This is a genomic window from Parabacteroides sp. Marseille-P3160, assembly GCF_900162725.1.
Taxonomy (GTDB): domain Bacteria; phylum Bacteroidota; class Bacteroidia; order Bacteroidales; family Tannerellaceae; genus Marseille-P3160.
Genome location: NZ_LT799418.1, coordinates 3,122,096 through 3,147,293 on the forward strand (window position 1 = coordinate 3,122,096; position 25,198 = coordinate 3,147,293).

General features: G+C 44.2%; 23 protein-coding genes, 6 tRNA genes and 1 pseudogene. 5 read left to right on the forward strand and 25 right to left on the reverse strand.

Features of this window, described 5'->3' with window-relative positions:
* Positions 1 to 34 precede the first annotated feature (34 nt).
* Genes BQ8014_RS12410 through BQ8014_RS12425 form a run of 4 tightly spaced genes read left to right on the forward strand, consistent with a single transcriptional unit; the run spans position 35 to position 2,486 of the window.
* Positions 35 to 592 carry a nitroreductase family protein gene (locus BQ8014_RS12410; protein ID WP_080904627.1) on the forward strand — a complete coding sequence of 186 codons (558 nt, stop codon included), beginning with the start codon at positions 35 to 37 and terminating at the stop codon, positions 590 to 592.
* The gene (locus BQ8014_RS12415) at positions 589 to 1,368 is read left to right on the forward strand and encodes a Rossmann-like and DUF2520 domain-containing protein (protein WP_080904628.1); all 780 of its coding nucleotides are present in this window, start codon (positions 589 to 591) and stop codon (positions 1,366 to 1,368) included. The genes BQ8014_RS12410 and BQ8014_RS12415 overlap by 4 nt, the downstream gene beginning before the upstream one ends.
* A complete protein-coding gene (locus BQ8014_RS12420) occupies positions 1,361 to 1,882 on the forward strand; it encodes a KdsC family phosphatase (RefSeq protein WP_080904629.1) in 522 nt (173 codons plus the stop codon). Before BQ8014_RS12415 ends, BQ8014_RS12420 begins: the two co-directional genes overlap by 8 nt.
* A 22-nt stretch (positions 1,883 to 1,904) precedes the next feature.
* Complete coding sequence (locus tag BQ8014_RS12425; protein ID WP_080904630.1) at positions 1,905 to 2,486, forward strand: Maf-like protein; 582 nt, start codon at positions 1,905 to 1,907, stop codon at positions 2,484 to 2,486.
* Positions 2,487 to 2,517: 31 nt separating this feature from the next.
* On the opposite strand, the gene BQ8014_RS12430 is transcribed toward BQ8014_RS12425, so the two are convergent.
* The 5 genes from BQ8014_RS12430 to BQ8014_RS12450 form a co-directional block, all read right to left on the reverse strand.
* The gene (locus BQ8014_RS12430) at positions 2,518 to 3,507 is read right to left on the reverse strand and encodes an FAD:protein FMN transferase (RefSeq protein WP_080905957.1); all 990 of its coding nucleotides are present in this window, start codon (positions 3,505 to 3,507) and stop codon (positions 2,518 to 2,520) included.
* Positions 3,508 to 3,531: 24 nt separating this feature from the next.
* A complete protein-coding gene (locus BQ8014_RS12435) occupies positions 3,532 to 4,146 on the reverse strand; it encodes a hypothetical protein (protein ID WP_080904631.1) in 615 nt (204 codons plus the stop codon).
* Between the two features lie 124 nt (positions 4,147 to 4,270).
* On the reverse strand, positions 4,271 to 5,218 hold the full coding sequence (locus BQ8014_RS12440; protein ID WP_080904632.1) for a glycosyltransferase family 2 protein: 948 nt from the start codon (positions 5,216 to 5,218) through the stop codon (positions 4,271 to 4,273).
* Positions 5,219 to 5,257: 39 nt separating this feature from the next.
* Positions 5,258 to 5,749: a DUF4199 domain-containing protein gene (locus BQ8014_RS12445; protein WP_234998037.1), complete on the reverse strand. Its 492-nt coding sequence runs from the start codon at positions 5,747 to 5,749 to the stop codon at positions 5,258 to 5,260.
* Between the two features lie 170 nt (positions 5,750 to 5,919).
* Positions 5,920 to 5,993 (reverse strand) — tRNA-Thr (locus BQ8014_RS12450).
* A 268-nt stretch (positions 5,994 to 6,261) separates the two neighbouring features.
* Here BQ8014_RS12450 and BQ8014_RS12455 point away from each other — a divergent pair.
* Positions 6,262 to 6,672, forward strand: a complete 411-nt coding sequence (locus BQ8014_RS12455; protein WP_080904634.1) for a DoxX family protein — start codon at positions 6,262 to 6,264, stop codon at positions 6,670 to 6,672.
* A 131-nt stretch (positions 6,673 to 6,803) separates the two neighbouring features.
* Here BQ8014_RS12455 and BQ8014_RS12460 read toward each other — a convergent pair whose 3' ends face one another.
* The 20 genes and pseudogenes from BQ8014_RS12460 to rpsU form a co-directional block, all read right to left on the reverse strand.
* Positions 6,804 to 8,837: a glycoside hydrolase family protein gene (locus BQ8014_RS12460; RefSeq protein WP_080905958.1), complete on the reverse strand. Its 2,034-nt coding sequence runs from the start codon at positions 8,835 to 8,837 to the stop codon at positions 6,804 to 6,806.
* Positions 8,838 to 9,095: 258 nt separating this feature from the next.
* Entirely contained in the window at positions 9,096 to 9,449 is a 354-nt protein-coding gene (locus BQ8014_RS12465; RefSeq protein ID WP_080904635.1) for a hypothetical protein, read from the reverse strand.
* A gap of 112 nt (positions 9,450 to 9,561) precedes the next feature.
* On the reverse strand, positions 9,562 to 10,413 hold the full coding sequence (locus BQ8014_RS12470; protein WP_080904636.1) for an endonuclease/exonuclease/phosphatase family protein: 852 nt from the start codon (positions 10,411 to 10,413) through the stop codon (positions 9,562 to 9,564).
* 121 nt (positions 10,414 to 10,534) lie between these two features.
* On the reverse strand, positions 10,535 to 14,830 hold the full coding sequence (gene rpoC, locus BQ8014_RS12475) for a DNA-directed RNA polymerase subunit beta' (protein WP_080904637.1): 4,296 nt from the start codon (positions 14,828 to 14,830) through the stop codon (positions 10,535 to 10,537).
* A 74-nt stretch (positions 14,831 to 14,904) separates the two neighbouring features.
* The gene (gene rpoB, locus BQ8014_RS12480) at positions 14,905 to 18,717 is read right to left on the reverse strand and encodes a DNA-directed RNA polymerase subunit beta (RefSeq protein ID WP_080904638.1); all 3,813 of its coding nucleotides are present in this window, start codon (positions 18,715 to 18,717) and stop codon (positions 14,905 to 14,907) included.
* 108 nt (positions 18,718 to 18,825) lie between these two features.
* Entirely contained in the window at positions 18,826 to 19,200 is a 375-nt protein-coding gene (rplL, locus tag BQ8014_RS12485; RefSeq protein ID WP_080904639.1) for a 50S ribosomal protein L7/L12, read from the reverse strand.
* 41 nt (positions 19,201 to 19,241) lie between these two features.
* A complete protein-coding gene (gene rplJ / locus BQ8014_RS12490; protein WP_080904640.1) occupies positions 19,242 to 19,766 on the reverse strand; it encodes a 50S ribosomal protein L10 in 525 nt (174 codons plus the stop codon).
* A gap of 12 nt (positions 19,767 to 19,778) precedes the next feature.
* Complete coding sequence (gene rplA, locus BQ8014_RS12495; RefSeq protein WP_080904641.1) at positions 19,779 to 20,477, reverse strand: 50S ribosomal protein L1; 699 nt, start codon at positions 20,475 to 20,477, stop codon at positions 19,779 to 19,781.
* A gap of 17 nt (positions 20,478 to 20,494) precedes the next feature.
* Positions 20,495 to 20,938, reverse strand: coding sequence for a 50S ribosomal protein L11 (rplK, locus tag BQ8014_RS12500; protein ID WP_080904642.1), 444 nt, complete (start codon positions 20,936 to 20,938; stop codon positions 20,495 to 20,497).
* A gap of 63 nt (positions 20,939 to 21,001) precedes the next feature.
* Positions 21,002 to 21,544, reverse strand: coding sequence for a transcription termination/antitermination protein NusG (nusG, locus tag BQ8014_RS12505; protein ID WP_080904643.1), 543 nt, complete (start codon positions 21,542 to 21,544; stop codon positions 21,002 to 21,004).
* An 11-nt stretch (positions 21,545 to 21,555) separates the two neighbouring features.
* Positions 21,556 to 21,750 (reverse strand): preprotein translocase subunit SecE, encoded by a 195-nt coding sequence (gene secE / locus BQ8014_RS12510; protein WP_080904644.1) that lies wholly within the window; start codon positions 21,748 to 21,750, stop codon positions 21,556 to 21,558.
* Positions 21,751 to 21,766: 16 nt separating this feature from the next.
* A tRNA-Trp gene (locus BQ8014_RS12515) sits at positions 21,767 to 21,839 on the reverse strand.
* A gap of 49 nt (positions 21,840 to 21,888) precedes the next feature.
* Complete coding sequence (tuf, locus tag BQ8014_RS12520) at positions 21,889 to 23,076, reverse strand: elongation factor Tu (RefSeq protein ID WP_080904645.1); 1,188 nt, start codon at positions 23,074 to 23,076, stop codon at positions 21,889 to 21,891.
* Between the two features lie 62 nt (positions 23,077 to 23,138).
* A tRNA-Thr gene (locus BQ8014_RS12525) sits at positions 23,139 to 23,210 on the reverse strand.
* 5 nt (positions 23,211 to 23,215) lie between these two features.
* Positions 23,216 to 23,288 (reverse strand) — tRNA-Gly (locus BQ8014_RS12530).
* A 12-nt stretch (positions 23,289 to 23,300) separates the two neighbouring features.
* Positions 23,301 to 23,383: transfer RNA gene (locus BQ8014_RS12535), tRNA-Tyr, on the reverse strand.
* A gap of 32 nt (positions 23,384 to 23,415) precedes the next feature.
* Positions 23,416 to 23,489 (reverse strand) — tRNA-Thr (locus tag BQ8014_RS12540).
* A gap of 95 nt (positions 23,490 to 23,584) precedes the next feature.
* A complete protein-coding gene (gene hpf, locus BQ8014_RS20065) occupies positions 23,585 to 23,884 on the reverse strand; it encodes a ribosome hibernation-promoting factor, HPF/YfiA family (RefSeq protein WP_139785124.1) in 300 nt (99 codons plus the stop codon).
* 9 nt (positions 23,885 to 23,893) lie between these two features.
* Positions 23,894 to 24,805: pseudogene (locus BQ8014_RS12545) on the reverse strand (tyrosine-type recombinase/integrase); the annotation flags it as partial.
* Positions 24,806 to 24,881: 76 nt separating this feature from the next.
* Positions 24,882 to 25,073 (reverse strand): 30S ribosomal protein S21, encoded by a 192-nt coding sequence (rpsU, locus tag BQ8014_RS12550; RefSeq protein WP_080904647.1) that lies wholly within the window; start codon positions 25,071 to 25,073, stop codon positions 24,882 to 24,884.
* Positions 25,074 to 25,198 lie beyond the last annotated feature (125 nt).

Consider the following 25,198-nt stretch of genomic DNA (forward strand, 5'->3'; position numbering starts at 1 on the left):
TTGTCTTTCATGAAATGGAATTACAATAAAGACTATGAATAATTTTTCAGACCTCATAACGAGACGGAGAAGTACACGCAAGTTCACCGACGAGCTTTTATCGCCTGACCAGGTAGAACTTATACTAAAAGCGGCCTTGAAGGCGCCGACATCCAAGAACTCCAGGCCTTGCCATTTTATCGTCGTGGAAGACAAGGAAATCTTAGCCAAGCTAAGCGCCAGCAAAAAACACGGAGGGGCTTTCCTTTCCGGTTGCACCCTTGCAGTGGTCGTGGCTGCCGATGTAACGATCACCGATGTATGGATAGAAGACGCTTCGCTCGCTTCGATCTACATGCAGTTACAGGCCGAAGACCTGGGACTGGGTAGTTGCTGGTGTCAGATCCGAAACCGTCAAAGGGAAGACGAGACCGACTCCAACGATTATATCCGTGGTTTGTTGAATATGCCTTACCAACTGGACATCCTGTCGATCATCGGATTCGGGCATAAGGACCAGCTGCGGCAGCCGATCAAGGAAGACCAGTTGCCTTGGGAAAATGTACATATAGGAACCTTCAGCTTGCTGGAGAAAAAAGAAGAAGAAAAATGAAAACACAATTAAAAGTTGTTTTCATCGGATCGGGCAACCTGGCGACACAACTGTCCCTTGCGATGAAAAAAGCCGGTGTGCAGATCCTGCAAGTTTACAGCCGCACCGAAGCACATGCGGCCGAATTGGCTATCCGCCTGCAATGCAGTTGGACAACTTCCACTGAAAAAATCCGGAAGGATGCCGATTTATACATCTTCGCCCTGAAGGACTCCGCGCTGGAGGAAGCGATCCGGACAATCCAGCCGAACAATGCGCTATGGGTACATACCGCCGGTTCGGTGCCAATGGATATCTTCAAAGGACATGTAGACCGCTATGGCGTACTTTATCCGTTGCAGACATTCAGTAAAAAGCGAGACGTCGACTTCGAGCATATCCCGTTTATTCTGGAAGCGACATCGAAGGCCGACGAAGACATACTCTATTACCTGGCCAGCGACTTGTCCCGCACGGTACGCTTCTATTCTTCGGAACAGCGGCGTTACCTGCATCTGTCCGCCGTCTTCGCTTGCAACTTCACCAATCATCTCTACGATCTGGCCGGCCAAATCATAACGGAACAGGGAATCCCCCAAGATTTGCTCCTGCCGTTAATCGAAGAAACGGCCGCAAAAGTCCGGGATATGACGCCGCGGGAGGCGCAAACAGGTCCGGCCGTGCGCTACGACCAAGAGGTCATCCGTCGGCAGTTGGAACTCCTGGACGATCCGGAACGGAAAGAATTATACAAACGATTAAGCGACAGCATACATAAAGAATTCAGTCATGAGTAGTATCAATTACGACTTAACCAAAATAAAAGCATTCATTTTCGATGTGGACGGCGTGCTGTCGTCCAATATCGTCCCAATGGCCGAAAGCGGCGAACCGATGCGCACGGTCAATATTAAGGATGGATACGCCCTGCAATTAGCCATCAAAAGAGGATATATAGTGGCCATCATTACAGGAGCCTATACAGAGGCTGTCCGCATCCGCTTCGAACGCCTCGGAGTGAAACATATCTACATGAAATCGGCCATAAAGGCCATCGATTACGCCGATTTTATCCAAAAGACGGATCTAAAAGCCGAAGAGGTGCTTTATGCGGGAGATGATATTCCGGACTATGAAGTAATGCGCCTGGTCGGTTTACCTGTCGCCCCGGCTGATGCCGCTCCGGAGATCAAGGCGATCTCCGGCTATATCTCACAGAAAAAGGGAGGGGAAGGCGTAGCCCGCGAAGTAATCGAGCAGACAATGAAAGCGCAAGGGAACTGGATGGGCGAAGAAGCTTTCGGATGGTAAAAAAGAAAGGCAAAAAGAAAAGATGTTAGGAAATCTGGAAAAATATAAGGTGGTCTTAGCTTCAAACTCTCCCCGGCGCAAAGAGTTGCTGGGAGGTTTGGGAATCCCCTTCGAAGTCAGGATTATTCCGGGCATCGATGAGTCTTACCCGGAGGCCTTGCCTGCCCATGAGATACCGGTATATGTCGCAAGAAAAAAAGCGGAAGCCTATTTGGCCGCCCTTCAGGCAAACGAATTACTGATTACGGCGGATACCGTCGTCCATATCGATGGCCGGATATTGGGGAAGCCACGGGACCAGGAAGAGGCCATCCGAATGCTGCAAACCTTATCCGGTCGGACTCACGAAGTGATTACCGGCGTCTGCCTTGTCACCCGGAAGAAGCGGAAGGAACTTTCGGTAGTCTCCAAGGTTCGCTTTGCAACGCTGGATACGGAAGAGATTCTGTATTATACCGACCGCTTCCATCCTTTCGATAAAGCCGGCGCCTATGGCATTCAGGAATGGATCGGATACATCGGAGTCGAATCTATTTCCGGTTCCTTCTATAATGTCATGGGGCTACCGATCCAGCGAGTATATCAAGAACTAAAGCGATTCTGAAAAAAAGCGGGCTTAGCACTTTACTCCCGCCTTACCGGTTGAGGTAGGTTTGCATTCCCTTTGAATAGAGGGTCTTTTGAATTCCGGAGGAGTCGTTATATATAATATAGTAATCAATTTCAGGCGTACGGGCGGCTAATGCGGTCGCCTCTTCGACGCCAAGAACCAGAAAAGCGGTGGCGTAAGCGTCGGCAGTCATGCAATCGCCGGATAAAATCGTCACACTCAGGATCTGTTGCTCCGCCGGATAGCCGGAACGAGGATCAATATGATGCCCATAACGTTTCCCGTCTTTGACAATAAACTTCCGGTAATCCCCGGAGGTCGCAATTCCTTTCTTGTCACAAATAGTCAAAATATCCTGAACAGCACCCGTTACTTCCGCTTCGCTTCCGGGGCGGTTGATGCCGATCTGCCAGCACTCCCCTTCTTCATTAACGCCTTTGGCGGTCACCTCCCCTCCTATCTCCACCATATAATTTTTCACTCCTTCCCGTTCGAGTAAGCGGGCAATAACATCACATGCATATCCTTTGGCTATAGCCGAACAATTGAGAAGAATCCGCGAATCGTCCTTAATGACTTTTCGTCCTTCCAGCCTGACCTTCCGGTAGCCGACAAAGGAACGGATGCTGTCGATCATCGCCGGTGTCACACTGTCCGTCTTGCTAAAGCCGAAGCCCCAAAGATTGACCAAAGGTGCACAGGTAATGTCGAATGTCCCTCCTGTCTTTTCCGAAACCTCCTCCGCTTTAAGGAAGACATCGGCAAACCAATCATCAACTTCCACCTCCTCGTTCCGATTCACCTTCGAGATAATAGATTGCGGATGAAATGGATTCAGGGAGAAGTTATAGGCTTGCAATTCGGCGTCGATCTTTTCAGTCAGCAGTCCGGAAGCCTCATATTTAATATGGTAAAGCGTATGAAAGGTCGTCCCGCTGTCCTCAAAATATTCTTTCTTCGAACAGGAGAACAAGCCGAGCGCCAGGATAACCACCCATAAGATTCGTTTCTTCATTGCCATTGAAATTATCCGTCAAAGTTAAGGAATCGCATGATAAGTTTTCCAGGCATTGGCCTTTTGGGCATTCCTTTTCTTTGCACGGTGGCTTTTCCAGAAGATGGAACGGAGAAGGTCTTCAGCGGAAAAGGTGGCCAGCGGTTTGGGGGTACGCGCTTTCAAATCTTCTTTATCACTACCGTAAATCCGAAAAGACGGCAAATCCAATTCCGGAAGATATTTCGGTTCATAATGTACAAAGACACCAGGTGGCAAATCCTTATAATTGATTTTCTTCATGGCAACGGAATCCGGAAGCGCTAATCGCTTATGCTCCAACCATCTTGTGCCCGCTGATAAATTAGGAGAAAGAGACTCCAAAGGATGGATGCCAGAAAAAGACTTTGTAATTGGAAGGTGGGAAGGAGCCGACTTTTGTATGCCCTGTAATGCCGCATCCGGAGAAATCAAGGTGCCGGATTTGATGGACTTCAATGTCTGATCATTCAACTTCAACTTAATCTTCCCGGACTTTATACCTTCCAGCCAGATGGAATCTTCTCGCGTCCATTCTTCCTGTTCCTGCGCATGCATTACCAAAATCGGCTGCAAACAGATTACAAACAATATAATCGTCCGCTTCTTCATCCCCTCCATTTTTCCCCTTATTTAGAAGTATTGGACAAATGTAACCTTATACCTACGATATAAAAAAACGGATCTGACAAAAAGACTTAACAAAAAGAATAGTTTATCTAAAAATGCCAAATTTTCAGGACTATTATATTTCTTTCTCTATCTTATACTTATTGCGCTGAGGAGAACTGCGGGCAATCAATTCCGCCACAAATCCCGACAAAAAGAGCTGCGTTCCGATAATCATGGCCGTCAGTGAAATATAGAAATAGGGCGAGTTCGTGACCAATGGCCTTAGATCGCCGCTCCAGAGAGAAGCCAGCTTCATGGAAAGGACAACAACCAAGGCGACAAAGCCGATGAAAAACATCAGACTTCCCAGCAAGCCGAAAAAGTGCATCGGCTTTTTTCCGAAACGGGAGGTGAACCAGAGCGTAATCAGATCCAGATAACCGTTCACAAAACGATTTAATCCAAATTTAGTCTTTCCATATTTGCGGGCGCGATGTTGCACCACTTTCTCCCCTATCTTGGTAAATCCGGCTATTTTGGCAAGATAGGGAACGTAACGATGCATATCGTTATAAATTTCTATATTTTTCACGACCTCTTTGCGATAGGCCTTCAGCCCGCAATTGAAATCATGCAATTGAATGCCGGAGAACTTGCGTGCAGTTGCATTGAACAGGCGGGTCGGTATGGTTTTCGACAGTGGATCATAGCGTTTTTTCTTCCAACCGGAAACAAGGTCGTATCCATCCTCCATGATCATCCGGTATAATTCAGGGATTTCATCAGGGCTGTCCTGTAAATCGGCGTCCATTGTAATGACCACTTCTCCTTCCGCCCGGCTGAATCCACATTGCAAGCCGGGAGACTTGCCATAGTTGCGGCGGAACTTGATTCCTTTGATGCAAGGCGATTGCTTGCTCAGGCTTTCGATAACCTCCCATGAATTGTCCGTACTGCCGTCATTCACAAAAATAATTTCATAACTAAACTGATGTTCATCCATTACCCGCTTAATCCAGGCATATAATTCGGGCAACGATTCGGCCTCATTATACAAAGGTATTACTACTGAGATGTCCATTCTATTTTATTTGTATTAGTTTCTTCCTACCTATCATAATTACGCATTCTTCCGGCAGGCAAGCAAGGCTACCGGAATGGAAAAGATAATTCCGTAAATAATATTATTCAACAACTGCGAAAAGACCATCAGGATCGGACTCGGCACCTCCATCTTATCAATGGCCGCTTGTACATCGGCAGGCAAATCAACCTCCTTCAAAAGAAGAACTGTCTGATGGAAAGTGTTGGCAATGTAGTCGGGCGGAGCAACGAAGCGATAAAAGACAAAATGTAGCAAGGAGACAAGCAGCGCCGCAAAAAGATAAAGCAAGAAACCAAACTGCCAAGCGTGCAGGAAACTGATGTGTCCTCCTATATCGTGCTTATAATAGAGGGTCATCACATAGGCTAACACGGGTACCAAAAAGGTCAATCCCCAATAAACCATGTCAAAAAACGGCCAATGAAAGCCGAACATGAAAAACAAATATTTGACTATCCAAAAGAGTCCCATCAAAGCGCCATATAACATCGCCGAATGAGCCAACATACTTTTATCTTCTCCCACCAGTATTCTGTTAATAAATTACCTTCCCAAAGGTACGTCTTTTCATAGAATCAGTCTCTAATTCCTGCGGGAAAATTTCTTGAACGAATGTAATCAAAGGCTTGCCTCTAATGAAAAAAGGAAACCTGAACCGGTTTCCTTCTTCTTTGGAGAGCCTCTTGTCGGATTCGAACCAACGACCCCGAGATTACAAATCACGTGCTCTGGCCAACTGAGCTAAAGAGGCAAGTGGGTAAGCTTACTACATCGCGCCGCTACAACCAAGTACCCTTGCTGCGGTCAAGCCCTGGGGGGATTCCGAGGGAGCTGGCCGTGTAGGACTTACCCGGGTGCAAAAGTAGTCATTTTTCTTAATTCTGCAATACTTCCCTAAGCATCTACTTGTTTTTTATTTATTAAAATCTTTTATTTGTTCTTTATAGAGAGAGTAGCATAAACAACAAAAGCAGAAGATTGTTACATTATAAAAGTATTGATTCATAAAATAAAACAGAATGAGAACGTTAGACAAAAACGCAGATTTAGGATTATTGATTTTACGGGTAAGCATAGCCGGATTAATGTTATTTCATGGGATCTCCAAGATTTTCTACGGCCCGGGCATGATTGAACAAATCGTGACGGGAGCGGGACTTCCGTCTTTCATCGCTTATGGTGTTTATGCCGGTGAAGTCATCGCACCCCTTTTTATTCTCTTCGGTTACGCCACGCGGGTAGCCGCCTTAATACTCGCATTCAATCTCGTGGTAGCCACCGCTCTGGTTCATACCCAACAGATCTTTACCCTCAATGATCAGGGAGGTTGGGCGCTTGAACTGATAGGGCTTTATCTATTTGGTGCATTAGCCTTGGTTTTCACCGGAGGAGGCAAGTATGCTCTCAGCCATAAATATCTTTGGGATTAAAAAGGAGTTGCAAAATGTAGGTTCATAACGAAAAATCACCTACGGAAAGTTCTCCGCAGGTGATTTTTCGTTTTATCTCAAATGAAACATTTGAAGCAATCTTCCATGACGCGTTTCAAACAATATATTCACTATTTCAGTAATTTTTCAGTACGCTGAGGGGAAAGTAGTTCCCAGAGGGAAGCAACCGTCCAGCCGGGAGCAAAGATATCATTATAAAACCCTTTGCCGTTTTTACCGTAATCCCAATTCGTATGCTGCACCACTTCAGGATAATATCCCCTCTTGGCCACTCCGCACAGATGACCTTCATAAGGCAGCAGTTGCCGCATGGAGGTGTAAATTACTTCGGCAAAATCGGAGAAACGACGCTCTCCATATTCCCGGGCAAGCCAATTCAATACGGAGGCAAACTCGAAGACAAAAACGTCGATATGATTATTTTCCACGGAAACATTACCCCAGCCCCTCGTCTTTAGGCCGATATCGCCCAACATTTGTCCTTGGGCAAAAGGAACGTCCCACAGATAGTACCAAGAAAGGGCAAAATAAGCGGCTTTACGAGTGAGTGCAGCATAATGTTCCCGTTCTTTTCCTTTGGAGATCAGCGCCAGATAGTAAGTGGCTGTGGCAGCATAAAGCGAAGCTTCCTTATCCTCGCAATTCGCATCAAGCGTGGAAGAAAAGTAATCCGCCTTCGAAATCAACTCTTTTTCCAAATAATCTGCTGTACGTTTGGCTGCCTCTAAATAGCGTTTGTCTTTAAAATATTTATATCCCAATATCAATGGCAACGTAGCGGAAGGCGTACTTCCTCCGCTTTTATCGACAACCGAAAGATCATCTTTGAACTTTCGTGGAAAACTTCCGTCGGCATTCTGTATTTTCAACGAAAGGTCTAATAAGGTTTTAATCCGCTGTTCCCATTCAGGATGTTTCCGTTTCTGTTCTCTTTCATAGAACAAATAATGGAGTATGGCGTAGGTCCCTTCCGACTGGCGGCGAATGCTATAAGTAGTCTCCTCAGAACCTGCCTGGAAGTCTACAAATTCTCTGAAAAAGCCCGTCGATGAAAAGCCGTTCTTCTGATAACTGTCAAATACTTTTTGGGCATCTCTTTTCAGATCCGTCCGATCCTGAGCTTCTCCATATTCCCAAGCATTGAATGCATTGAGTAATACACGTCCGACAAAACCCACCTCGGCCGAGCCGGTACTTTTACAATCATCCGTACGCAGATGAACGCCGGAATAATAATTCAACGGTTGGTCATCCACAAAACTCTGGGTAAAGAAACTACTCAACACATCTTTCATTTTTTCCGGCGTATAAGTTGTCTCCACCGGAAGAGGACGATAAGTATCATAGCAATATTCCCATGTACGGCTTACAAAATCAGAAAAATCGGCTTCTTTTCCTTCCCGGATTTCCCAGTTCAGTGTCAGTTCTTGCCCTTGTTTTAAGAATTGAAAGGCCGTTACCGGAGGAGCTAACGTAAGTTTACGAATATAGGTTTTCGGCGTTTCCCGGTAGGGAAAACCAAAAGCCAGCATGGCCTTTCCCTCCTTATTCTCGAACCCCGTAAACCCGATGGAGGTGGAACCGGAGAGAATCACCTCCCCTTCCTTATGGGTAGTCAATGCATCCTTATCAAATCGGTCGGTCCGGGCTACCGTCACGTAAGCTCCGCTTCGTTCATCAAAAATGCCGGTCAACGGGCTGCTGAGCCGATCTTCACGTACTGTCCAACTATCCGAAGTATGGAAAGAAGGGGCTTCCCGTGGCGAACGCAGGTTATGCCGGTACCAGAATCCGGGCATATAAAACTGGCAATCCTCATGACGGAAACCGGTTTCGACCCACATTCGATAATTAAAATAAATATCCTGCCGTGCCATAAGGACAATGGTGATGCGACGTTTATATCCAGTATTCTCTATCTTTTGGGTTACCTTAACCGGTAACTCTTTTTCGGCCTGCCATGCTCCAACCTCACTTTCGTTGGTAAAAGGCTGGAATGACAAATTGTATTCTTCAGCCGGATTTCCAGGCATTTTTAACGATAAGGCAGAACGGAAACGATCCGCTCCGGGGGATGCTTTCAAGACAACGACTGAAAATAGTGCGATGGCACAATAAGCCGCAAACTTAGTAATAATCTTCATCTCTTTCTTATTCATTTATTGATTAAAAGTAAATTACAATAGAGAGTCGGACGAAATAAGGGATAGAAAAAGGTCTCGAGAAAAAGCCTGTTATCTCCTATTTCATCTCTTTTTATTCGTTCATCTATTCTTGTCCGAGAATACATTGAATATAGTCAGGGGCAATTGACAAATGTCCATCCGCATTGAAACTATGCCGGAATAGAAAAAGCGGTAAGGATTTTATTTATTGCTGACTGTATGATTCATCAACTGTTTTCACGAAAAAAACTCCGTGAAAGAGTAAGTTTTATCCGTTTCATGAAGGTGCGCCAGAAGTTTTCCACGCTGTTCTTTAATCATGGGATCCGCCTCATGCTGCAAATATACATCTAGAAAACTATCCAACAAAAATAAGATTTGCGAATCAGGATGAGCTGCTATGATGTCCTCCATCGGCTGGTTCCGTAAGTCGTCTAAAGACAAACCCAGAACCATTAGTCCTTCTTCGACCGTAGGGAGAGTTTCTTTCGGTTCCTCCTCCATGGCATTGTTTTTCAATAACCGGGCCAAGAGTTTCTTCAAACTCTCAACCTGCAACAAAATATAATCTCTGTCATTTACTATTGGCATCTCTATATCTCTTTTATTAAAAGTAAAGATATAACTTTTTTATTAGAAATCACCCAGTCCTTACAAAGGGAGCGACTCTAAAGTAGATTCCGGACAACACTTTTTTCCAATCTTAAAAAGACAAAGTCGTCAATACCGGGCAATGGTCGGATGGATAAAGATTATCCAGCGTTTCACTCAGCACTCCGTGGCGCAGCACGATGAAGTCGCCTTTCACAAAAATATAATCGATAAATCCCCGCTTTTCCAAAGGAGTGCGCCCGAAATTCTGAAAAGTCCAATCCGGCCCGTAAGTCAAAGCGGTAAGCAACTTCGTATGCATCAAATGACGCGGATCATTCTGTTGGGTCAAAACCTGGATCGGATCATCATCCGGTGTCGCATTAAAGTCGCCTGTTACAATTACAGATCGCCCTTCCGCCAATTCGTTTACTCGTTTCAAGATCAATAAAGCTCCTTCATGGCGAGCAACCTTACCGATATGATCCAAATGCGTATTCAGGAAAAAAAACTCTTTATCCGTTTTTTTGTCCTTGAAGATGGCCCAGGTTGCAATACGCTCGCAGGCGGCATCCCAACCCTTTTTACCAACGGCAGTAGGATCTTCCGACAACCAAAAGTTACCGCTTTTCACGATCGAGAGGCGTTCCTTCTTATAAAGAATCGGAGAGTATTCTCCCTGCGTAGCGCCATCCGTACGTCCGACACCCACATAGGAATAGCCGGGCAAACGTTTCAACAAATCCGTCAACTGATGGTGTAACACTTCCTGCGCTCCCAACAGATCCACTTGGTAGAACTTAATTACATTGGCGGCCAAGTCTTTCCGGTTCGACCATTGATTCGCTCCGTCCGACGGAGTATCCATTCGAATATTAAATGTCATCACTTGCAGAGGTTCTTCCGCTTTCAAAAATCCGGACATCAAAAAGAATGCACAAAACAAAAGGACATATTTTTTCATGTGTACCAATTTAAATAGTTATGCAAAGGTATAAATTTGATGTAGACCAAACGTTACGTTCAGGTTATAAAAAAAGCCACTGAAGCAAATCAGCAGCTTTTTTGTTTATTAAAGGATAATCTTAATATCCGGACTCATTATCTGCCGTATTAAAATCAACTACATTTTTACGATTGGCAATGATACGGTCGAAATCTTCTTTCGCTCCGACGATCAGGCGATCGAATTCGCGTTGTCCGGTACCGGCCGGGATCAAATGTCCGCAAATAACATTCTCTTTCAGACCTTCCAGACGGTCTACTTTTCCATTGATGGCAGCTTCGTTTAAGACTTTGGTTGTTTCCTGGAAAGAAGCGGCCGACATGAAGCTGGTTGTCTGTAAAGCAGCACGGGTAATACCCTGAAGGATCTGGTTCGTGGTTGCAGGAATAGCATCACGGACTTCCACCAATTTCAGGTCACGGCGTTTCAACATACTGTTTTCATCGCGCAGTTTACGGGCAGTCACGATTTGGCCGGCCTTCAACGTCTGGGAATCACCGGCATCGACAACTACTTTCTTGCCCCATACACGATCATTCTCCTCCATTACTTCCAATTTATCAACAACCTGTTGCTCCAGAAAACGAGTATCTCCCGGATCCAATACTTCCACTTTACGCATCATCTGACGGACGATCACTTCAAAGTGCTTGTCATTGATCTTCACACCCTGTAGGCGGTATACATCCTGTACTTCGTTTACAATGTATTCTTGTACAGCCGTAGGCCCCTTGATAGCCAGGATGTCGGCCGGCGTAATAGCTCCGTCCGATAAAGGCATACCGGCGCGTACATAGTCGTTCTCCTGTACCAATAATTGTTTGGACAACGGTACCATGTATTTCTTCACCTCGCCTAATTTCGAAGTAACGGTCAACTCACGATTTCCGCGCTTGATCTTTCCGAATTGGACTTCCCCGTCGATTTCGGAAACAACGGCAGGATTGGACGGGTTACGAGCCTCGAAAAGTTCCGTTACACGCGGAAGACCACCCGTGATATCACCGGCTTTACCTACCGCACGCGGTATCTTAACCAAAACTTCACCTGCTTTAATCAGATCTTTATTGTCCTTGATGACGTGTGCACCCAGAGGCAAAGAATAATTCTTCAAATAATTGCCTTTCTCATCGACAATATGGGCGGAAGGAGCTTTCGTCTTGTCTTTCGATTCGATGATAATCTTCTCCTTCAATCCGGTCGTTTCGTCGTTTTCAACCTTGTAAGTGATGTTTTCAATCAAATTCTCGAATTCGATCTTACCGGTTACTTCCGAAACGATAACAGCATTAAACGGGTCCCACTCGAGGATTACATCACCCTTCTTAATGGCGCTTCCGCTAGCCATGAACAACTTGGAACCGTACGGGATGTTATGCGTATGCAAAACGATCTTCGTATTCGGATCGACGATACGCATTTCGGCCAAACGGCTTACCACAACGGCATATTTCTTTTTAGTTGTTTCGTCGGTAACGTCAACCGTACGCAATTCATCTATTTCCAGCACACCGTCATATTTGGAAACCAAACTGTTTTCCGTAGCGATGTTGGAAGCGATACCTCCGACGTGGAATGTACGCAATGTCAACTGGGTTCCCGGCTCTCCAATGGATTGTGCAGCAATAACTCCTACTACTTCTCCTTTTTGAACCATACGGCCCGTTGCAAGGTTACGACCGTAACACTTTGCACAAACGCCTTTCTTGGATTCACAAGTCAAAACGGAACGAATTTCTACGCTCTCAATCGGAGAGTTTTGAATAATCTTAGCCGCATCTTCCCTTATTTCTTCGCCCGAAGCAACAATGAGTTCTCCGGTCGTCGGATGTATTATATCATGTACCGATACACGTCCTAATATTCGTTCATACAAAGAAGCAATTACCTCTTCATTGTTCTTTAATTCCGTACATAACAGGCCTCGAAGTGTACCGCAGTCTTCTTCATTAATGATAACATCATGTGAGACATCAACCAGACGACGCGTCAAATACCCCGCATCGGCTGTCTTAAGAGCGGTATCCGCCAAACCTTTACGGGCACCGTGCGTTGAAATAAAGTATTCAAGTACAGACAATCCTTCTTTAAAGTTGGATAGAATCGGATTCTCAATAATCTGACCCCCTTCTGCTCCACTTTTTTGAGGTTTGGCCATCAAACCACGCATACCGGACAACTGGCGAATCTGTTCTTTCGAACCACGGGCTCCGGAATCCATCATCATATAGACGGAATTGAATCCCGCATTGTCTTCGCTCAATTGCTTCATCAAAATATTGGAAAGCCTGCTGTTGACATGCGTCCAAGTATCGATGATCTGATTGTAACGTTCGTTATAGGTAATGAATCCCATGCTGTAATTCGCCAAAATCTGCTCGACTTCATCATACCCTTCTTTTACCAAATCATCTTTTTCCTTTGGAATAAGAACGTCTGCCAAGTTGAAAGACAAACCTCCCTTAAAGGCCATGTAATACCCAAGGTTCTTAATATCATCCAGGAATTGGGCCGTGCGGGCCACTCCGCAAGTCTTGATCACCGTACCGATAATATCGCGAAGCGCTTTCTTTCCCAACACTTCATTGATATAACCAACCTCTTCCGGTACCACTTCGTTTACCATCAGACGGCCGACAGAGGTTTCAAGCATTTTCTTGCCTATTTTGCCTTCTTCATCCAAGTCGTTTACATAAACCTTGATCGGAGCATGGATATCGACTCTTTTTTCATTGTAGGCAATGGTTGCTTCTTCCGGTCCGTAAAAGACCAAACCTTGTCCTAATGTGTCCGGGCGAAGTTTGGTTATGTAGTATAGACCTAAGACCATATCCTGAGAAGGCACTGTAATAGGAGCGCCATTCGCCGGGTTTAATATATTATGCGAAGCAAGCATCAGCATCTGGGCTTCCAGAATTGCATCGTTTCCTAAAGGTAAATGCACAGCCATCTGGTCACCATCAAAGTCCGCATTAAAGGCCGTACAAGCCAATGGGTGCAATTGAATAGCTTTCCCTTCGATTAATTTCGGCTGAAACGCCTGGATACCTAAACGGTGCAATGTCGGGGCGCGGTTCAATAAGACCGGATGGCCTTTCATTACATATTCCAGGATATCCCAAACAACCGGTTCCTTACGATCGACAATTTTCTTAGCCGACTTAACCGTTTTGACGATTCCACGTTCAATCAGCTTACGGATAATAAACGGTTTGTAAAGTTCGGCAGCCATTCCTTTCGGCAATCCGCACTCATGCATCTTTAATTCGGGACCGACCACAATAACAGAACGGGCGGAATAATCGACACGTTTACCCAATAGATTTTGGCGGAAACGGCCTTGTTTTCCTTTCAAACTGTCGGAAAGGGATTTCAACGGGCGATTGGCATCCGTCTTAACAGCGCTCGATTTGCGTGAGTTATCGAATAATGAGTCGACAGCCTCTTGTAGCATACGTTTCTCATTACGCAGGATAACTTCCGGCGCCTTGATATCGATCAATCGTTTCAAACGATTATTACGGATAATCACCCGGCGATACAGATCATTTAAGTCGGAAGTGGCGAAACGGCCTCCATCCAATGGGACCAGCGGCCGCAATTCCGGTGGAATTACAGGAACGACCTTAACGATCATCCATTCCGGTTTATTACGCCCTTTGGATGCGCGGAAAGATTCTACAACCTGCAAGCGCTTCAAGGCTTCGGTCTTTCTCTGCTGTGAAGTATCTGTCATAGCACGATGGCGCAATTCATATGAAAGACCATCCAGATCCAAACGCGCCAACAAATCATAAACAGCTTCCGCTCCGATTTTGGCAATGAATTTGTTCGGATCCGTATCTTCCAACAGTTGATTCTCTTTCGGCAGATTATCCAGTATCTGAAGATATTCTTCTTCGGAAAGAAGGTCCATTTCAGCGACGGAATCAACACTACCCGGTTGGATAACCACGTAGCGCTCGTAATAGATGATCGAATCGAGCTTCTTCGTCGGTAATCCCAACAAATAGCCGATCTTATTCGGAAGTGAACGGAAATACCAGATATGAGCTACAGGAACAACCAGATGAATGTGCCCCATACGTTCACGACGAACTTTTTTCTCCGTAACTTCCACACCGCAACGATCGCAAACAATGCCCTTATACCGGATACGTTTGTATTTACCGCAATGGCATTCATAGTCCTTGACAGGGCCAAAAATACGTTCGCAGAAGAGACCGTCCCGTTCGGGTTTGTAAGTACGATAATTGATCGTCTCCGGTTTAAGCACTTCACCGCTTGAATTTTCAAGTATTTCTTCCGGCGAAGCTAAACCAATCGTAATTTTTGTAAAGTTACTCTTTATCTTATTTTCTTTTCTAAAAGCCATATTCTTTAGTTATAAAGAGTTATCAATCTATTAAACAGATAAGAAAACTCGTCCATCCGTATAATCTTAAATTATTAATCCAATGTGAAACTTAGGCAGAGACCTCTCAATTCATGAAGCAATACGTTCAAAGATTCCGGTATGCCGGGTTGCGGCATCGGATCTCCTTTTACAATGGCTTCATAAGCTTTCGAACGGCCTACGACATCATCGGATTTAATGGTTAGAATCTCCTGCAAAATATGTGCTGCGCCGAATGCTTCCAGCGCCCAAACTTCCATTTCTCCGAAACGTTGTCCACCAAACTGGGCTTTACCCCCTAATGGCTGCTGGGTAATCAAAGAATACGGTCCGATCGAACGGGCGTGCATCTTATCATCAACCATATGCCCTAATTTCAAGAAATAGGTTACACCCACCGTAGCCGGCTGGTCAAATCTTTCTCCGGTTCCACCGTCATATAAGTATGTCTTTCCATAACGAGGCAAACCGGCTTTATCCATCCATGAATCCAGGTCTTCCAAAGAAGCTCCGTTAAAAATAGGCGTCGCGAATTTGACATTCAGCTTCTGACCTGCCCATCCGAGAACAGCTTCAAAAATCTGTCCCAAGTTCATACGCGAAGGCACACCCAGCGGATTCAAACAAAGATCGACCGGCGTTCCATCTGCAAGGAAAGGCATATCTTCCTGACGCACGATTTTGGAAACAATACCTTTGTTTCCGTGGCGTCCGGCCATTTTATCCCCTACCTGAATCTTACGTTTCTTGGCTATATAAACTTTCGCTATCTGAACGATACCGGTAGGTAATTCATCTCCGATAGTGATATCGAATTTTTTACGCCTTAACTCGGCATCCAGTTCCTTATACTTCTTCAGATAATTCAATATAACCTGTTTGATCAAGTCGTTCTTATGGTCATCTGTGGTCCATTTGCTGACTTGGACAGCGTTATAATCCAATTCTTCCAAAGCTTTCCGTGAAAATTTAGCCCCTCTGGCAATGATGTCGGTATTCAAATAATCCTTTACGCCCTGCGAGGTCTTGCCATTCGTGAGCGCCAGTAATTTTTCAACCAAGACATTCTTCAATTCGGCCATCTTCACTTCATACTCTTCATCCAACTTCGGAAGGATCGCCTTATCCGTCAATCTGGATTTGCGCTTTTTAATCGTTTTAGAGAATAAAGCAGTATCTATGACAACTCCTCTCAAAGAAGGAGTCGCTTTCAATGAAGCATCTTTTACATCACCGGCCTTGTCGCCGAAAATAGCCCGCAAAAGCTTTTCCTCCGGCGAAGGGTCGGATTCTCCCTTCGGAGTAATCTTCCCAATAAGGATATCTCCGGGTTCAATCCGCGCTCCTACACGAACGATTCCCCTTTCATCCAGATTCCGGGTTGCATCTTCGCTTACGTTAGGAATATCGGAAGTCAATTCCTCCATTCCGCGTTTCGTTTCGCGCACTTCCAGAATATATTCATCAACATGTACGGAAGTAAAGAAGTCTTCACGAACCATACGTTCGTTCAACACAATGGCATCTTCGTAATTGTATCCTTTCCACGGCATATAGGCCACCTTTACATTGCGGCCCAAAGCGAGTTCCCCTTTCTGGGTAGAATATCCTTCCGTCAGAATATCACCGGCTTTGACGATCTGCCCGACTTCGCAAATCGGACGCAGGTCGACGGTCGTACTCTGATTGGTCTTACGCCATTTAGGTATCACATAGGTTTTAATGGAATCATCAAAACTAACGAATTCTTCTTCTTCCGTCCGATCGTATTTTATCTTGATGCATGTTGCATCCACATAGACAATTTCGCCTTCTCCTTCTGCAACAATCTGTGTCCGGGAGTCTTGGGCAACTTGCCCTTCAATACCCGTTCCCACAATCGGAGCGTCTGTGCGGATCAAAGGAACAGCCTGGCGCATCATGTTCGATCCCATCAATGCGCGGTTGGCGTCATCATGTTCCAGGAACGGAATGAGGGAAGCCGCTATTGAAGCAATCTGCGTCGGGGACACATCCATTAAATCCACTTCATCGGGACTGACAACCGGGAAATCTGCCTCAAATCTTGATTTAATCTTATCATCAATAAATTTGCCTGCATTGTCCAACGGCGCATTTCCCTGGGCAATAGTCATCTCCTCCTCCTCTTCGGCGGTATAATATTTCAATCCGCTATCCGAGAAATCGACTTTACCATCCTTTACCGTCCGGTAGGGAGTTGTAATGAATCCCAGATCACTGATTTTTGCATAAACGCAAAGAGAAGAGATCAAACCAATATTCGGGCCTTCCGGCGTTTCGATCGGACAAAGCCGGCCGTAATGCGTATAATGCACGTCACGGACTTCGAAGCCGGCACGTTCTCTCGACAAACCGCCGGGGCCTAAGGCAGACAAACGACGTTTGTGGGTAATCTCGGCCAACGGATTCGTCTGATCCATAAACTGCGACAAGGCGTTGGTTCCGAAGAACGAATTTACGACAGACGAAATCGTCTTGGCATTAATCAAATCGATCGGTGTAAAGACTTCATTATCCCGAACGTTCATTCTTTCACGAACCGTACGCGACATACGAGCCAATCCGATACCGAATTGATTGTATAATTGTTCACCGACCGTTCTCACGCGCCGGTTGCTTAAATGGTCGATATCATCAACAACAGCCTTTGAATTGATCAATTCAATCAAATACTTGATGATTTCAATAATATCTTCCTTTGTAAGGACTTTTACGTCCTCACTGGTAGACAAATTCAGTTTTTTATTGATCCTGTACCGTCCTACTTCTCCCAAGTCATACCGCTTTTCAGAGAAAAACAAGTTGTTTATGACTTCACGTGCGCTAGTGTCATCTGCCGGTTCGGCATTTCTCAGCTGACGATAAATATACAGTACGGCCTCTTTTTCCGAATTACTCGGATCTTTCTGCAAAGTATTATAGATAATTGCATAATCGGAAAGATTCAAATCTTCACGATGCAACAAAATAGACTGCGTTCCGGATTCGACGATAGCCTCTATGTTATCGGCATCCAGAATGGACTCGCGATCAATAATAACGTCATTCCGTTCAATGGAAACGACCTCACCTGTATCTTCATCCACAAAATCCTCAACCCATGTCTTTAAGACACGAGCAGCCAACTTCCGACCAATTAATTTTTTTAAGTTCGATTTTGTAACCTTTACTTCTTCTGCAAGATTGAATATCTCCAAAATATCTTTGTCACTCTCATAACCGATTGCACGAAGGAGCGTAGTTACCGGTAATTTCTTTTTACGATCGATATAAGCATACATGACATTATTGATGTCCGTTGCAAATTCGATCCAAGATCCTTTAAAAGGAATAATACGGGCAGAATATAATTTCGTACCATTGGCATGGATACTCTGTCCGAAGAACACGCCGGGAGATCGGTGCAATTGAGATACAACCACACGCTCAGCCCCGTTAATCACGAATGTACCTCTTTCCGTCATATACGGGATCGGTCCAAGATAGACATCCTGAATAACCGTATCGAAATCTTCGTGGTCAGGATCCGTACAATAAAGCTTCAGTTTTGCCTTCAAGGGAACACTGTAAGTCAAACCACGGGCAATACATTCATCGATCGTGTAACGGGGAGGATCTACATAATAATCCAAAAACTCCAACACAAAATTATTACGCGTATCTGCTATCGGAAAATTTTCAGCAAATACTTTATACAAACCCTCTTTTTTTCTTTTTTCGGGAGGTGTGTCAAGTTGAAGAAAGTCTTGAAAGGATTTCAATTGTACTTCGAGAAAGTCCGGATAGGGGAGAAAATTCTTGACCGAAGCAAAATTAATTCTTTGGTTTTCAGCTGTTGAAGACATTTAATAGGGAATTAATTGAACTTTTTAAAATATTAGACACAAAAAGGTTAAGAATCTTCTTAAGACGAAGACTCTTAACCAAAACACCTGGTTACCAGGCTATAAGTACTATTTAAGCTCAACTTCAGCTCCGGCTTCTTCCAGACTTTTCTTTAATGCTTCAGCATCTGCTTTTGCAATGCCTTCTTTAATATTGCTGGGAGCGCTATCCACTAAATCTTTAGCTTCTTTCAATCCAAGGCCTGTTAATTCCTTTACTAATTTAACGATTGCCAATTTATTAGCGCCGGCTGCTTTCAAAACAACGTCAAAAGCACTTTTTTCTTCAACCGCTTCAGCACCACCAGCAGCAGGAGCAGCAACAGCTACAGCTGCAGCAGCAGGTTCGATACCATATTCTTCTTTAAGGATCGTAGCCAACTCGCTAACTTCTTTTACGGTTAAGTTTACTAATTGTTCTGCAAAAGCTTTCAAATCTGCCATTTTTTGTATGTATTAAATGTTTATTTATCGAATATTATAAATTATCTTTCTGCCAGAGTAGTCAATACTCCGTGAATTGTTTGTCCTGAGGACTGGAGAGCCGAAATAACATTCTTGGCCGGTGATTGCAACAAAGCGATCACATCGCCAATCAGTTCGTTCTTACTCTTGATATTTACGAGAGCCTCCAGGTTCTCAGCACCAATGTAAAAGCTTTCCTGTACATAAGCGGCTTTCAACTGGGGTTTACCCTCTCCTTTGGTTGCTTTTGTAAAATCCTTGATCAGGCGGGCAGGAACATTAGCCACGTCACAAAACATGACTGCCGTATTTCCTTTCACAACGTCATATAAAGCGGAAAAATCGCCTTCTACGTTTTCCAACGCTTTGATCAACAAGGTATTCTTTACCAGAACCAACTTAATATCGTTCTTGAAGCATTCTCTTCTCAACCGACTGGTTTTCTCTGCATTCAATGCTTCGATATCCGTCAGATAGAAATTTGAATATTTCTGAATCTTTTCTGTCAGTTCTCCTATGATTATGCTTTTATCTTCCTTTCTCATTGTTTCGATTTTTTAAATTTCTTCAACTGATTTAGGGTCAATCTTAATACCCGCACTCATTGTACTTGAAAGATAAATGCTTTTAATATAGGCTCCTTTTGCCGAAGTAGGCTTCAATTTCAACAGCATTGAAATGAATTCCTTCGCATTGTCACGGATCTGATCTGCGTTAAAAGAAACTTTTCCAATAGAGGTATGTACAATACCGGACTTATCGACTTTAAAATCAATCTTTCCTTGTTTTACTTCTTTCACGGCGTTTCCGATTTCATTGGTAACCGTACCGCTCTTCGGATTCGGCATTAAGCCCCTCGGGCCTAAAACACGTCCTAAAACACCGATTTTACCCATTACCGAAGGCTGCGTGATGATGACATCAACATCGGTCCAACCGCCTTTTATTTTTTCGATATATTCGTCCAGGCCCACATAATCAGCTCCTGCTTCCGTTGCTTCGGCTTCCTTATCCGGTGTACATAACGCAAGTACTCTCACTTGTTTTCCTGTTCCATGAGGCAGTGAAACCACGCCTCTTACCATTTGATTGGCCTTACGGGGATCGACTCCCAAACGGACATCCACATCTACGGAAGCATCGAACTTGGTTGTAGTAATTTCTTTAACCAAACCGGCCGCTTCTTTTAATGAATAGAATTTCCCAGCTTCAATCTTGCCCAAAGCCAACTTCTGATTTTTTGTAAGTTTACTCATTTTTCAATTGAAGTTTATTAATTATTTCCCGGGAATGCCCCTTTGACAGTAATACCCATGCTTCTTGCCGTACCGGCAACCATTTTCATGGCCGCTTCGACAGTGAAGCAGTTCAAATCGACAATCTTGTCTTCTGCTATCGCCTTTACCGTATCCCAGGTTATTTCAGCTACCTTTTTACGATTCGGCTCTGCGGAACCACCCTTTACTTTGGCTGCTTCCAACAATTGGATGGCAACCGGAGGGGTTTTAACGACAAAATCGAAAGACTTATCTGAATAGTAAGTAATGATCACAGGTAAGACTTTTCCAGCCTTGTCTTGAGTCTTGGCGTTAAATTGCTTGCAAAACTCCATAATATTAACACCCTTAGAACCTAAAGCAGGTCCTACTGGGGGAGAAGGGTTTGCTGCTCCTCCTTTTATCTGCAATTTAATTTGTCCAGCAACTTCTTTAGCCATTTTTCTAAATTTTAGAGATATAAATAAAACACGGAAAGAATGGTGTAATCCGTAACAACCACCCTATTCTTTCTCAACTTGCATATAACCTAACTCCAGCGGGGTCTTGCGTCCGAAGATTTTGACCATCACTTTCAGTTTCTTTTTCTCGGCGTTGACTTCTTCGATTACTCCGGAGAAACCGTTGAAAGGACCGTAAATTACCTTTACGTTTTCACCCACATAGTATTGGATATCCATATCTTCTTGTTGTTCCTGCAGTTCGTCGACCGTACCTAAAATACGATTCACTTCCGAAGGGCGCAACGGGCTCGGATTGTCTAATCCACCCAGAAATCCGATTACATTGGGAATTTCGCGTAAACGATGCACAACCTCTCCAACCAAATTAGCTTCCACCAATACGTAACCCGGCAAGTAAGCTCTTTCTTTCATCACTTTCTTACCATTACGCACCGTAAAAGTTTTTTCCGTGGGAATTAAAACTTGTGAAACGTATTCTCCCAAATCCGTATTTTTAATTTCGGCTTCGAGATATTCACGAACTTTATTCTCTTTTCCGCTTATAGCACGGAGAACATAGAATTTCTTTTGATCATCAGACATAGTCGCTCTGATTATAAAATTCGTTCGTAAACAAAACGCATCAACCCTTCAAACCCGAAGTCTATCACAAAGATAAATGCTGCAATTACCAGGGAAGCAGACAGGACGACCACAGCACTATTGGATAACTCTGTTCTTGTAGGCCAAGAAACTTTATATACAAGCTCGTTATATGATTCCTTGAAATATGTAAGTATCTTTTTCATTATCTATAGATATTAGCACGGAAGGAGAGGCTCGAACTCCCGACACCTGGTTTTGGAGACCAGTGCTCTACCAACTGAGCTACTTCCGTAAATAAACAGGCCGGAGTATTCTTCCGAACCTGTTCTATTTGTTATAAATTAATTTTCCAGTTCTGTAATCTGTCCTGCACCAACAGTACGGCCGCCTTCGCGGATAGCGAAACGTAAACCTACACTACAAGCTACCGGGTAGATCAATTCCACGTCGATTGTCAAGTTGTCACCGGGCATTACCATTTCAACGCCTTCCGGCAAGGTAATTTCACCCGTTACATCCAACGTACGGATATAGAACTGAGGACGATATTTGTTGTGGAACGGAGTATGACGACCACCTTCTTCTTTCTTCAGGATATAAACTTCAGCCTTGAATTTAGAGTGAGGTTTAACCTGTCCCGGGTGGCAAAGCACCATACCACGTTTGATTTCGTTTTTATCGATACCACGAAGCAACAAACCAACGTTATCACCGGCTTGACCTTCATCAAGTATCTTGCGGAACATTTCCACACCCGTTACAACCGATTTCTTTCCGTCTGCACCTAAACCTATGATTTCAACTTCTTCACCTGTTTTGATCACACCTGCTTCGATACGCCCTGTAGCAACCGTACCACGACCTGTGATCGAGAATACATCTTCAACAGGCATAAGGAAAGGTTTGTCGATATCGCGCGGAGGCAGCGGAATCCAAGTATCTACCGCATCCATCAATTCAACAATTTTCTCTTCCCATTTCGGGTCGCCGTTCAATGCGCCTAAAGCGGATCCGCGGATGATCGGAGTATTATCGCCATCGAAATTATAGAATGAAAGCAATTCTCTCATTTCCATTTCAACAAGTTCCAACATTTCTTCGTCGTCTACAATGTCGCATTTATTCATAAATACAACCAAACGGGGAACGTTTACCTGACGAGCCAAAAGAATATGTTCACGTGTCTGAGGCATCGGACCGTCCGTAGCGGCTACTACGATGATAGCTCCATCCATCTGGGCAGCACCGGTTACCATGTTCTTTACATAGTCGGCGTGTCCCGGGCAGTCAACGTGTGCATAGTGACGGTTTGCTGTTTCATATTCTACGTGAGAAGTATTGATTGTAATACCTCTTTCTTTTTCTTCAGGAGCGTTGTCGATAGAATCGAATGAGCGTACTTCAGAAAAACCTTTCTTTGCCAATACAGTCGTAATAGCTGCCGTCAAGGTAGTTTTACCATGGTCAACGTGGCCGATAGTACCAATATTTACATGCGGCTTCGTTCTGTTGAAATGTTCTTTTGCCATAACTTAATTGTCTTTATTTATTTAACGATCTATTCTTAAAAAAATTAATCTCCAATACTCCGAGCCGGTGCCGAGACTTGAACTCGGGACCTCTTCCTTACCAAGGAAGTGCTCTACCGCTGAGCTACACAGGCAATTGAGCGGAAGACGGGACTCAAACCCGCGACCCTCAGCTTGGAAGGCTAATGCTCTATCAACTGAGCTACTTCCGCAATTTCTTCAAGTGGGCAGTGATGGATTCGAACCACCGAAGGCGAAAGCCAGCTGAGTTACAGTCAGCCCCATTTGGCCACTCTGGTAACTGCCCCCATGATTAACAAATTCATTCCCCCTTTTCAGAGCCTCTTGTCGGATTCGAACCAACGACCCCGAGATTACAAATCACGTGCTCTGGCCAACTGAGCTAAAGAGGCATACCCCCCTTAAAAGAAGCCGCCTCGTCATTAGGGCGAAACGGCTGCAAATTTAGGGATTATTTCTTATATACCAAATTTAAAGTCTATCTTTTTTATTTGGCTCTTATTTTTTCTTTAAACTTGATCAATTGCTTCTCCAAAGCTTCGACCGCATCATCTATGGCCGACTCGAAAGAGTCACTGACTTTCTCCGCAAAACAGTCTCCGTTCTTAATTTTTAACCGGATCCCGACTTGCTTGTTCTGAGCCGTTTCGGGCTTTATCACTTTCAATGTTACTTCAGCCAATAAGATGCCGTCATAATACTGTTCAAGCTTAGATACTTTCTTCTGAATGAAAGCTTCCAGGTTCGCTGATGCAACAAAATGAATTGCTTGAATTCTTATATCCATAAAAACCTCCTTTTTTAGTGCTCTGGGATGAGCATGATACACTTTTTTTAATTCTTCAAAGGTTGTATGCGTATAAATAGAGGTGGAAGACAAACTGCTATGCCCGAGTAATTCCTTGACTGCAGCCAACTCCGCTCCATTATTTAACATGCTTGTCGCAAATGAATGCCGTAATATGTGAGGGCTTCGCTTAGCCAACGTCGGAATAGCGGATAAGCGATCCTTTACTATATTATAAACAATACCTGTGGACAATTGTTCGCCGTTTTTACGGACAAAAAACCATCCGTCGGCACTGCCTGCTTCTTTATTCCGGATCTCTATATAAGACTTCATCAACCGGTCCAATCTTTCGCCGAAAGGTATGAGCCGCTGTTTGTTACGTTTACCCGTGACTTTCAGCAACCAGGCGTCCCAATCGATATCAGCGTCTTTTATCCCGACGAGTTCCGATCGCCGGATTCCGGTTTCGTAAAAGACTTCCAGAATCAACCGATCTCTCATTCCAATGAAATCCGTGTTGTAATCTTCTTCATCCAACACAAAGTCCATCTCCTTTTCCTTTACAAAGGAAGGCAGAGGTTTCCCGGTTTTCGGCCCCGTGACCAACCGCATGGGATTTATTGTCAGAAGCTCTTGCTTCATCAGAAATTTAAAAAATGACTTCAAAGAACTAAGCTTCCGGTTTACCGATACCGGCAAGATCTTCTGCTCCAGCAGATAGACGATCCAATTCCGGACGATATCGGCGTCTATGCGATGAATATCGATCGGATGCCCCCCGGAATCCTCCGATGCCCCTTCGACATTCCTTGTTATGTAATCTTCAAATTGATGGAGATCTTCGCCATATGCTTCCACGGTATAGGAAGAATAATTCCGCTCATACCGGAGATAATCCAGGAATCGTTTAATCAGTATATCCACATCGCTCTTTTTATAGCAACGAATATACTAACTAAAACAGAATAAAACAAATGATTTTTTAGATGAAATCCTATTCTTCCGCTTGTTGCAACTGCTGTACATAGACAGCGCGGATCCGTTGCTTTCTCTTTGCCACGGAAGGCTTAACAAATGCCTGACGGTTTCTCAGTTCTTTTACAACGCCTGTTTTCTCAAATTTTCTTTTGAACTTCTTAAGCGCTTTTTCAATGTTTTCGCCTTCTTTCAATGGGACTACAATCATAACTTAATTTATTTATTATTGAATATTACGTTTTTATTTGGGCAGCAAAATTACTTATTGTTTCCATATTAACAAAACATTCGGTTAATTTTATTTTAATGTACCCAGACATGATTAACCAAAGA

Bases quoted from the DNA above. Each gene is read 5' to 3' on its own strand.
- hpf (WP_139785124.1), bottom strand. From the start codon at position 23,884: ATGGATATAAGAATTCAAGCAATTCATTTTGTTGCATCAGCGAACCTG.
- nusG (WP_080904643.1), bottom strand. From the start codon at position 21,544: ATGTCTGATGATCAAAAGAAATTCTATGTTCTCCGTGCTATAAGCGGA.
- BQ8014_RS12410 (WP_080904627.1), top strand. From the start codon at position 35: ATGAATAATTTTTCAGACCTCATAACGAGACGGAGAAGTACACGCAAG.
- BQ8014_RS12465 (WP_080904635.1), bottom strand. From the start codon at position 9,449: ATGCCAATAGTAAATGACAGAGATTATATTTTGTTGCAGGTTGAGAGT.
- tuf (WP_080904645.1), bottom strand. From the start codon at position 23,076: ATGGCAAAAGAACATTTCAACAGAACGAAGCCGCATGTAAATATTGGT.
- BQ8014_RS12455 (WP_080904634.1), top strand. From the start codon at position 6,262: ATGAGAACGTTAGACAAAAACGCAGATTTAGGATTATTGATTTTACGG.
- rpoC (WP_080904637.1), bottom strand. From the start codon at position 14,830: ATGGCTTTTAGAAAAGAAAATAAGATAAAGAGTAACTTTACAAAAATT.
- rpsU (WP_080904647.1), bottom strand. From the start codon at position 25,073: ATGATTGTAGTCCCATTGAAAGAAGGCGAAAACATTGAAAAAGCGCTT.
- BQ8014_RS12425 (WP_080904630.1), top strand. From the start codon at position 1,905: ATGTTAGGAAATCTGGAAAAATATAAGGTGGTCTTAGCTTCAAACTCT.
- rpoB (WP_080904638.1), bottom strand. From the start codon at position 18,717: ATGTCTTCAACAGCTGAAAACCAAAGAATTAATTTTGCTTCGGTCAAG.
- rplA (WP_080904641.1), bottom strand. From the start codon at position 20,477: ATGAGTAAACTTACAAAAAATCAGAAGTTGGCTTTGGGCAAGATTGAA.
- BQ8014_RS12415 (WP_080904628.1), top strand. From the start codon at position 589: ATGAAAACACAATTAAAAGTTGTTTTCATCGGATCGGGCAACCTGGCG.
- secE (WP_080904644.1), bottom strand. From the start codon at position 21,750: ATGAAAAAGATACTTACATATTTCAAGGAATCATATAACGAGCTTGTA.
- BQ8014_RS12445 (WP_234998037.1), bottom strand. From the start codon at position 5,749: ATGTTGGCTCATTCGGCGATGTTATATGGCGCTTTGATGGGACTCTTT.
- rplK (WP_080904642.1), bottom strand. From the start codon at position 20,938: ATGGCTAAAGAAGTTGCTGGACAAATTAAATTGCAGATAAAAGGAGGA.
- BQ8014_RS12460 (WP_080905958.1), bottom strand. From the start codon at position 8,837: ATGAAGATTATTACTAAGTTTGCGGCTTATTGTGCCATCGCACTATTT.
- BQ8014_RS12420 (WP_080904629.1), top strand. From the start codon at position 1,361: ATGAGTAGTATCAATTACGACTTAACCAAAATAAAAGCATTCATTTTC.
- BQ8014_RS12440 (WP_080904632.1), bottom strand. From the start codon at position 5,218: ATGGACATCTCAGTAGTAATACCTTTGTATAATGAGGCCGAATCGTTG.
- BQ8014_RS12430 (WP_080905957.1), bottom strand. From the start codon at position 3,507: ATGAAGAAACGAATCTTATGGGTGGTTATCCTGGCGCTCGGCTTGTTC.
- rplL (WP_080904639.1), bottom strand. From the start codon at position 19,200: ATGGCAGATTTGAAAGCTTTTGCAGAACAATTAGTAAACTTAACCGTA.
- rplJ (WP_080904640.1), bottom strand. From the start codon at position 19,766: ATGAGAAAGGAAGATAAAAGCATAATCATAGGAGAACTGACAGAAAAG.
- BQ8014_RS12435 (WP_080904631.1), bottom strand. From the start codon at position 4,146: ATGGAGGGGATGAAGAAGCGGACGATTATATTGTTTGTAATCTGTTTG.
- BQ8014_RS12470 (WP_080904636.1), bottom strand. From the start codon at position 10,413: ATGAAAAAATATGTCCTTTTGTTTTGTGCATTCTTTTTGATGTCCGGA.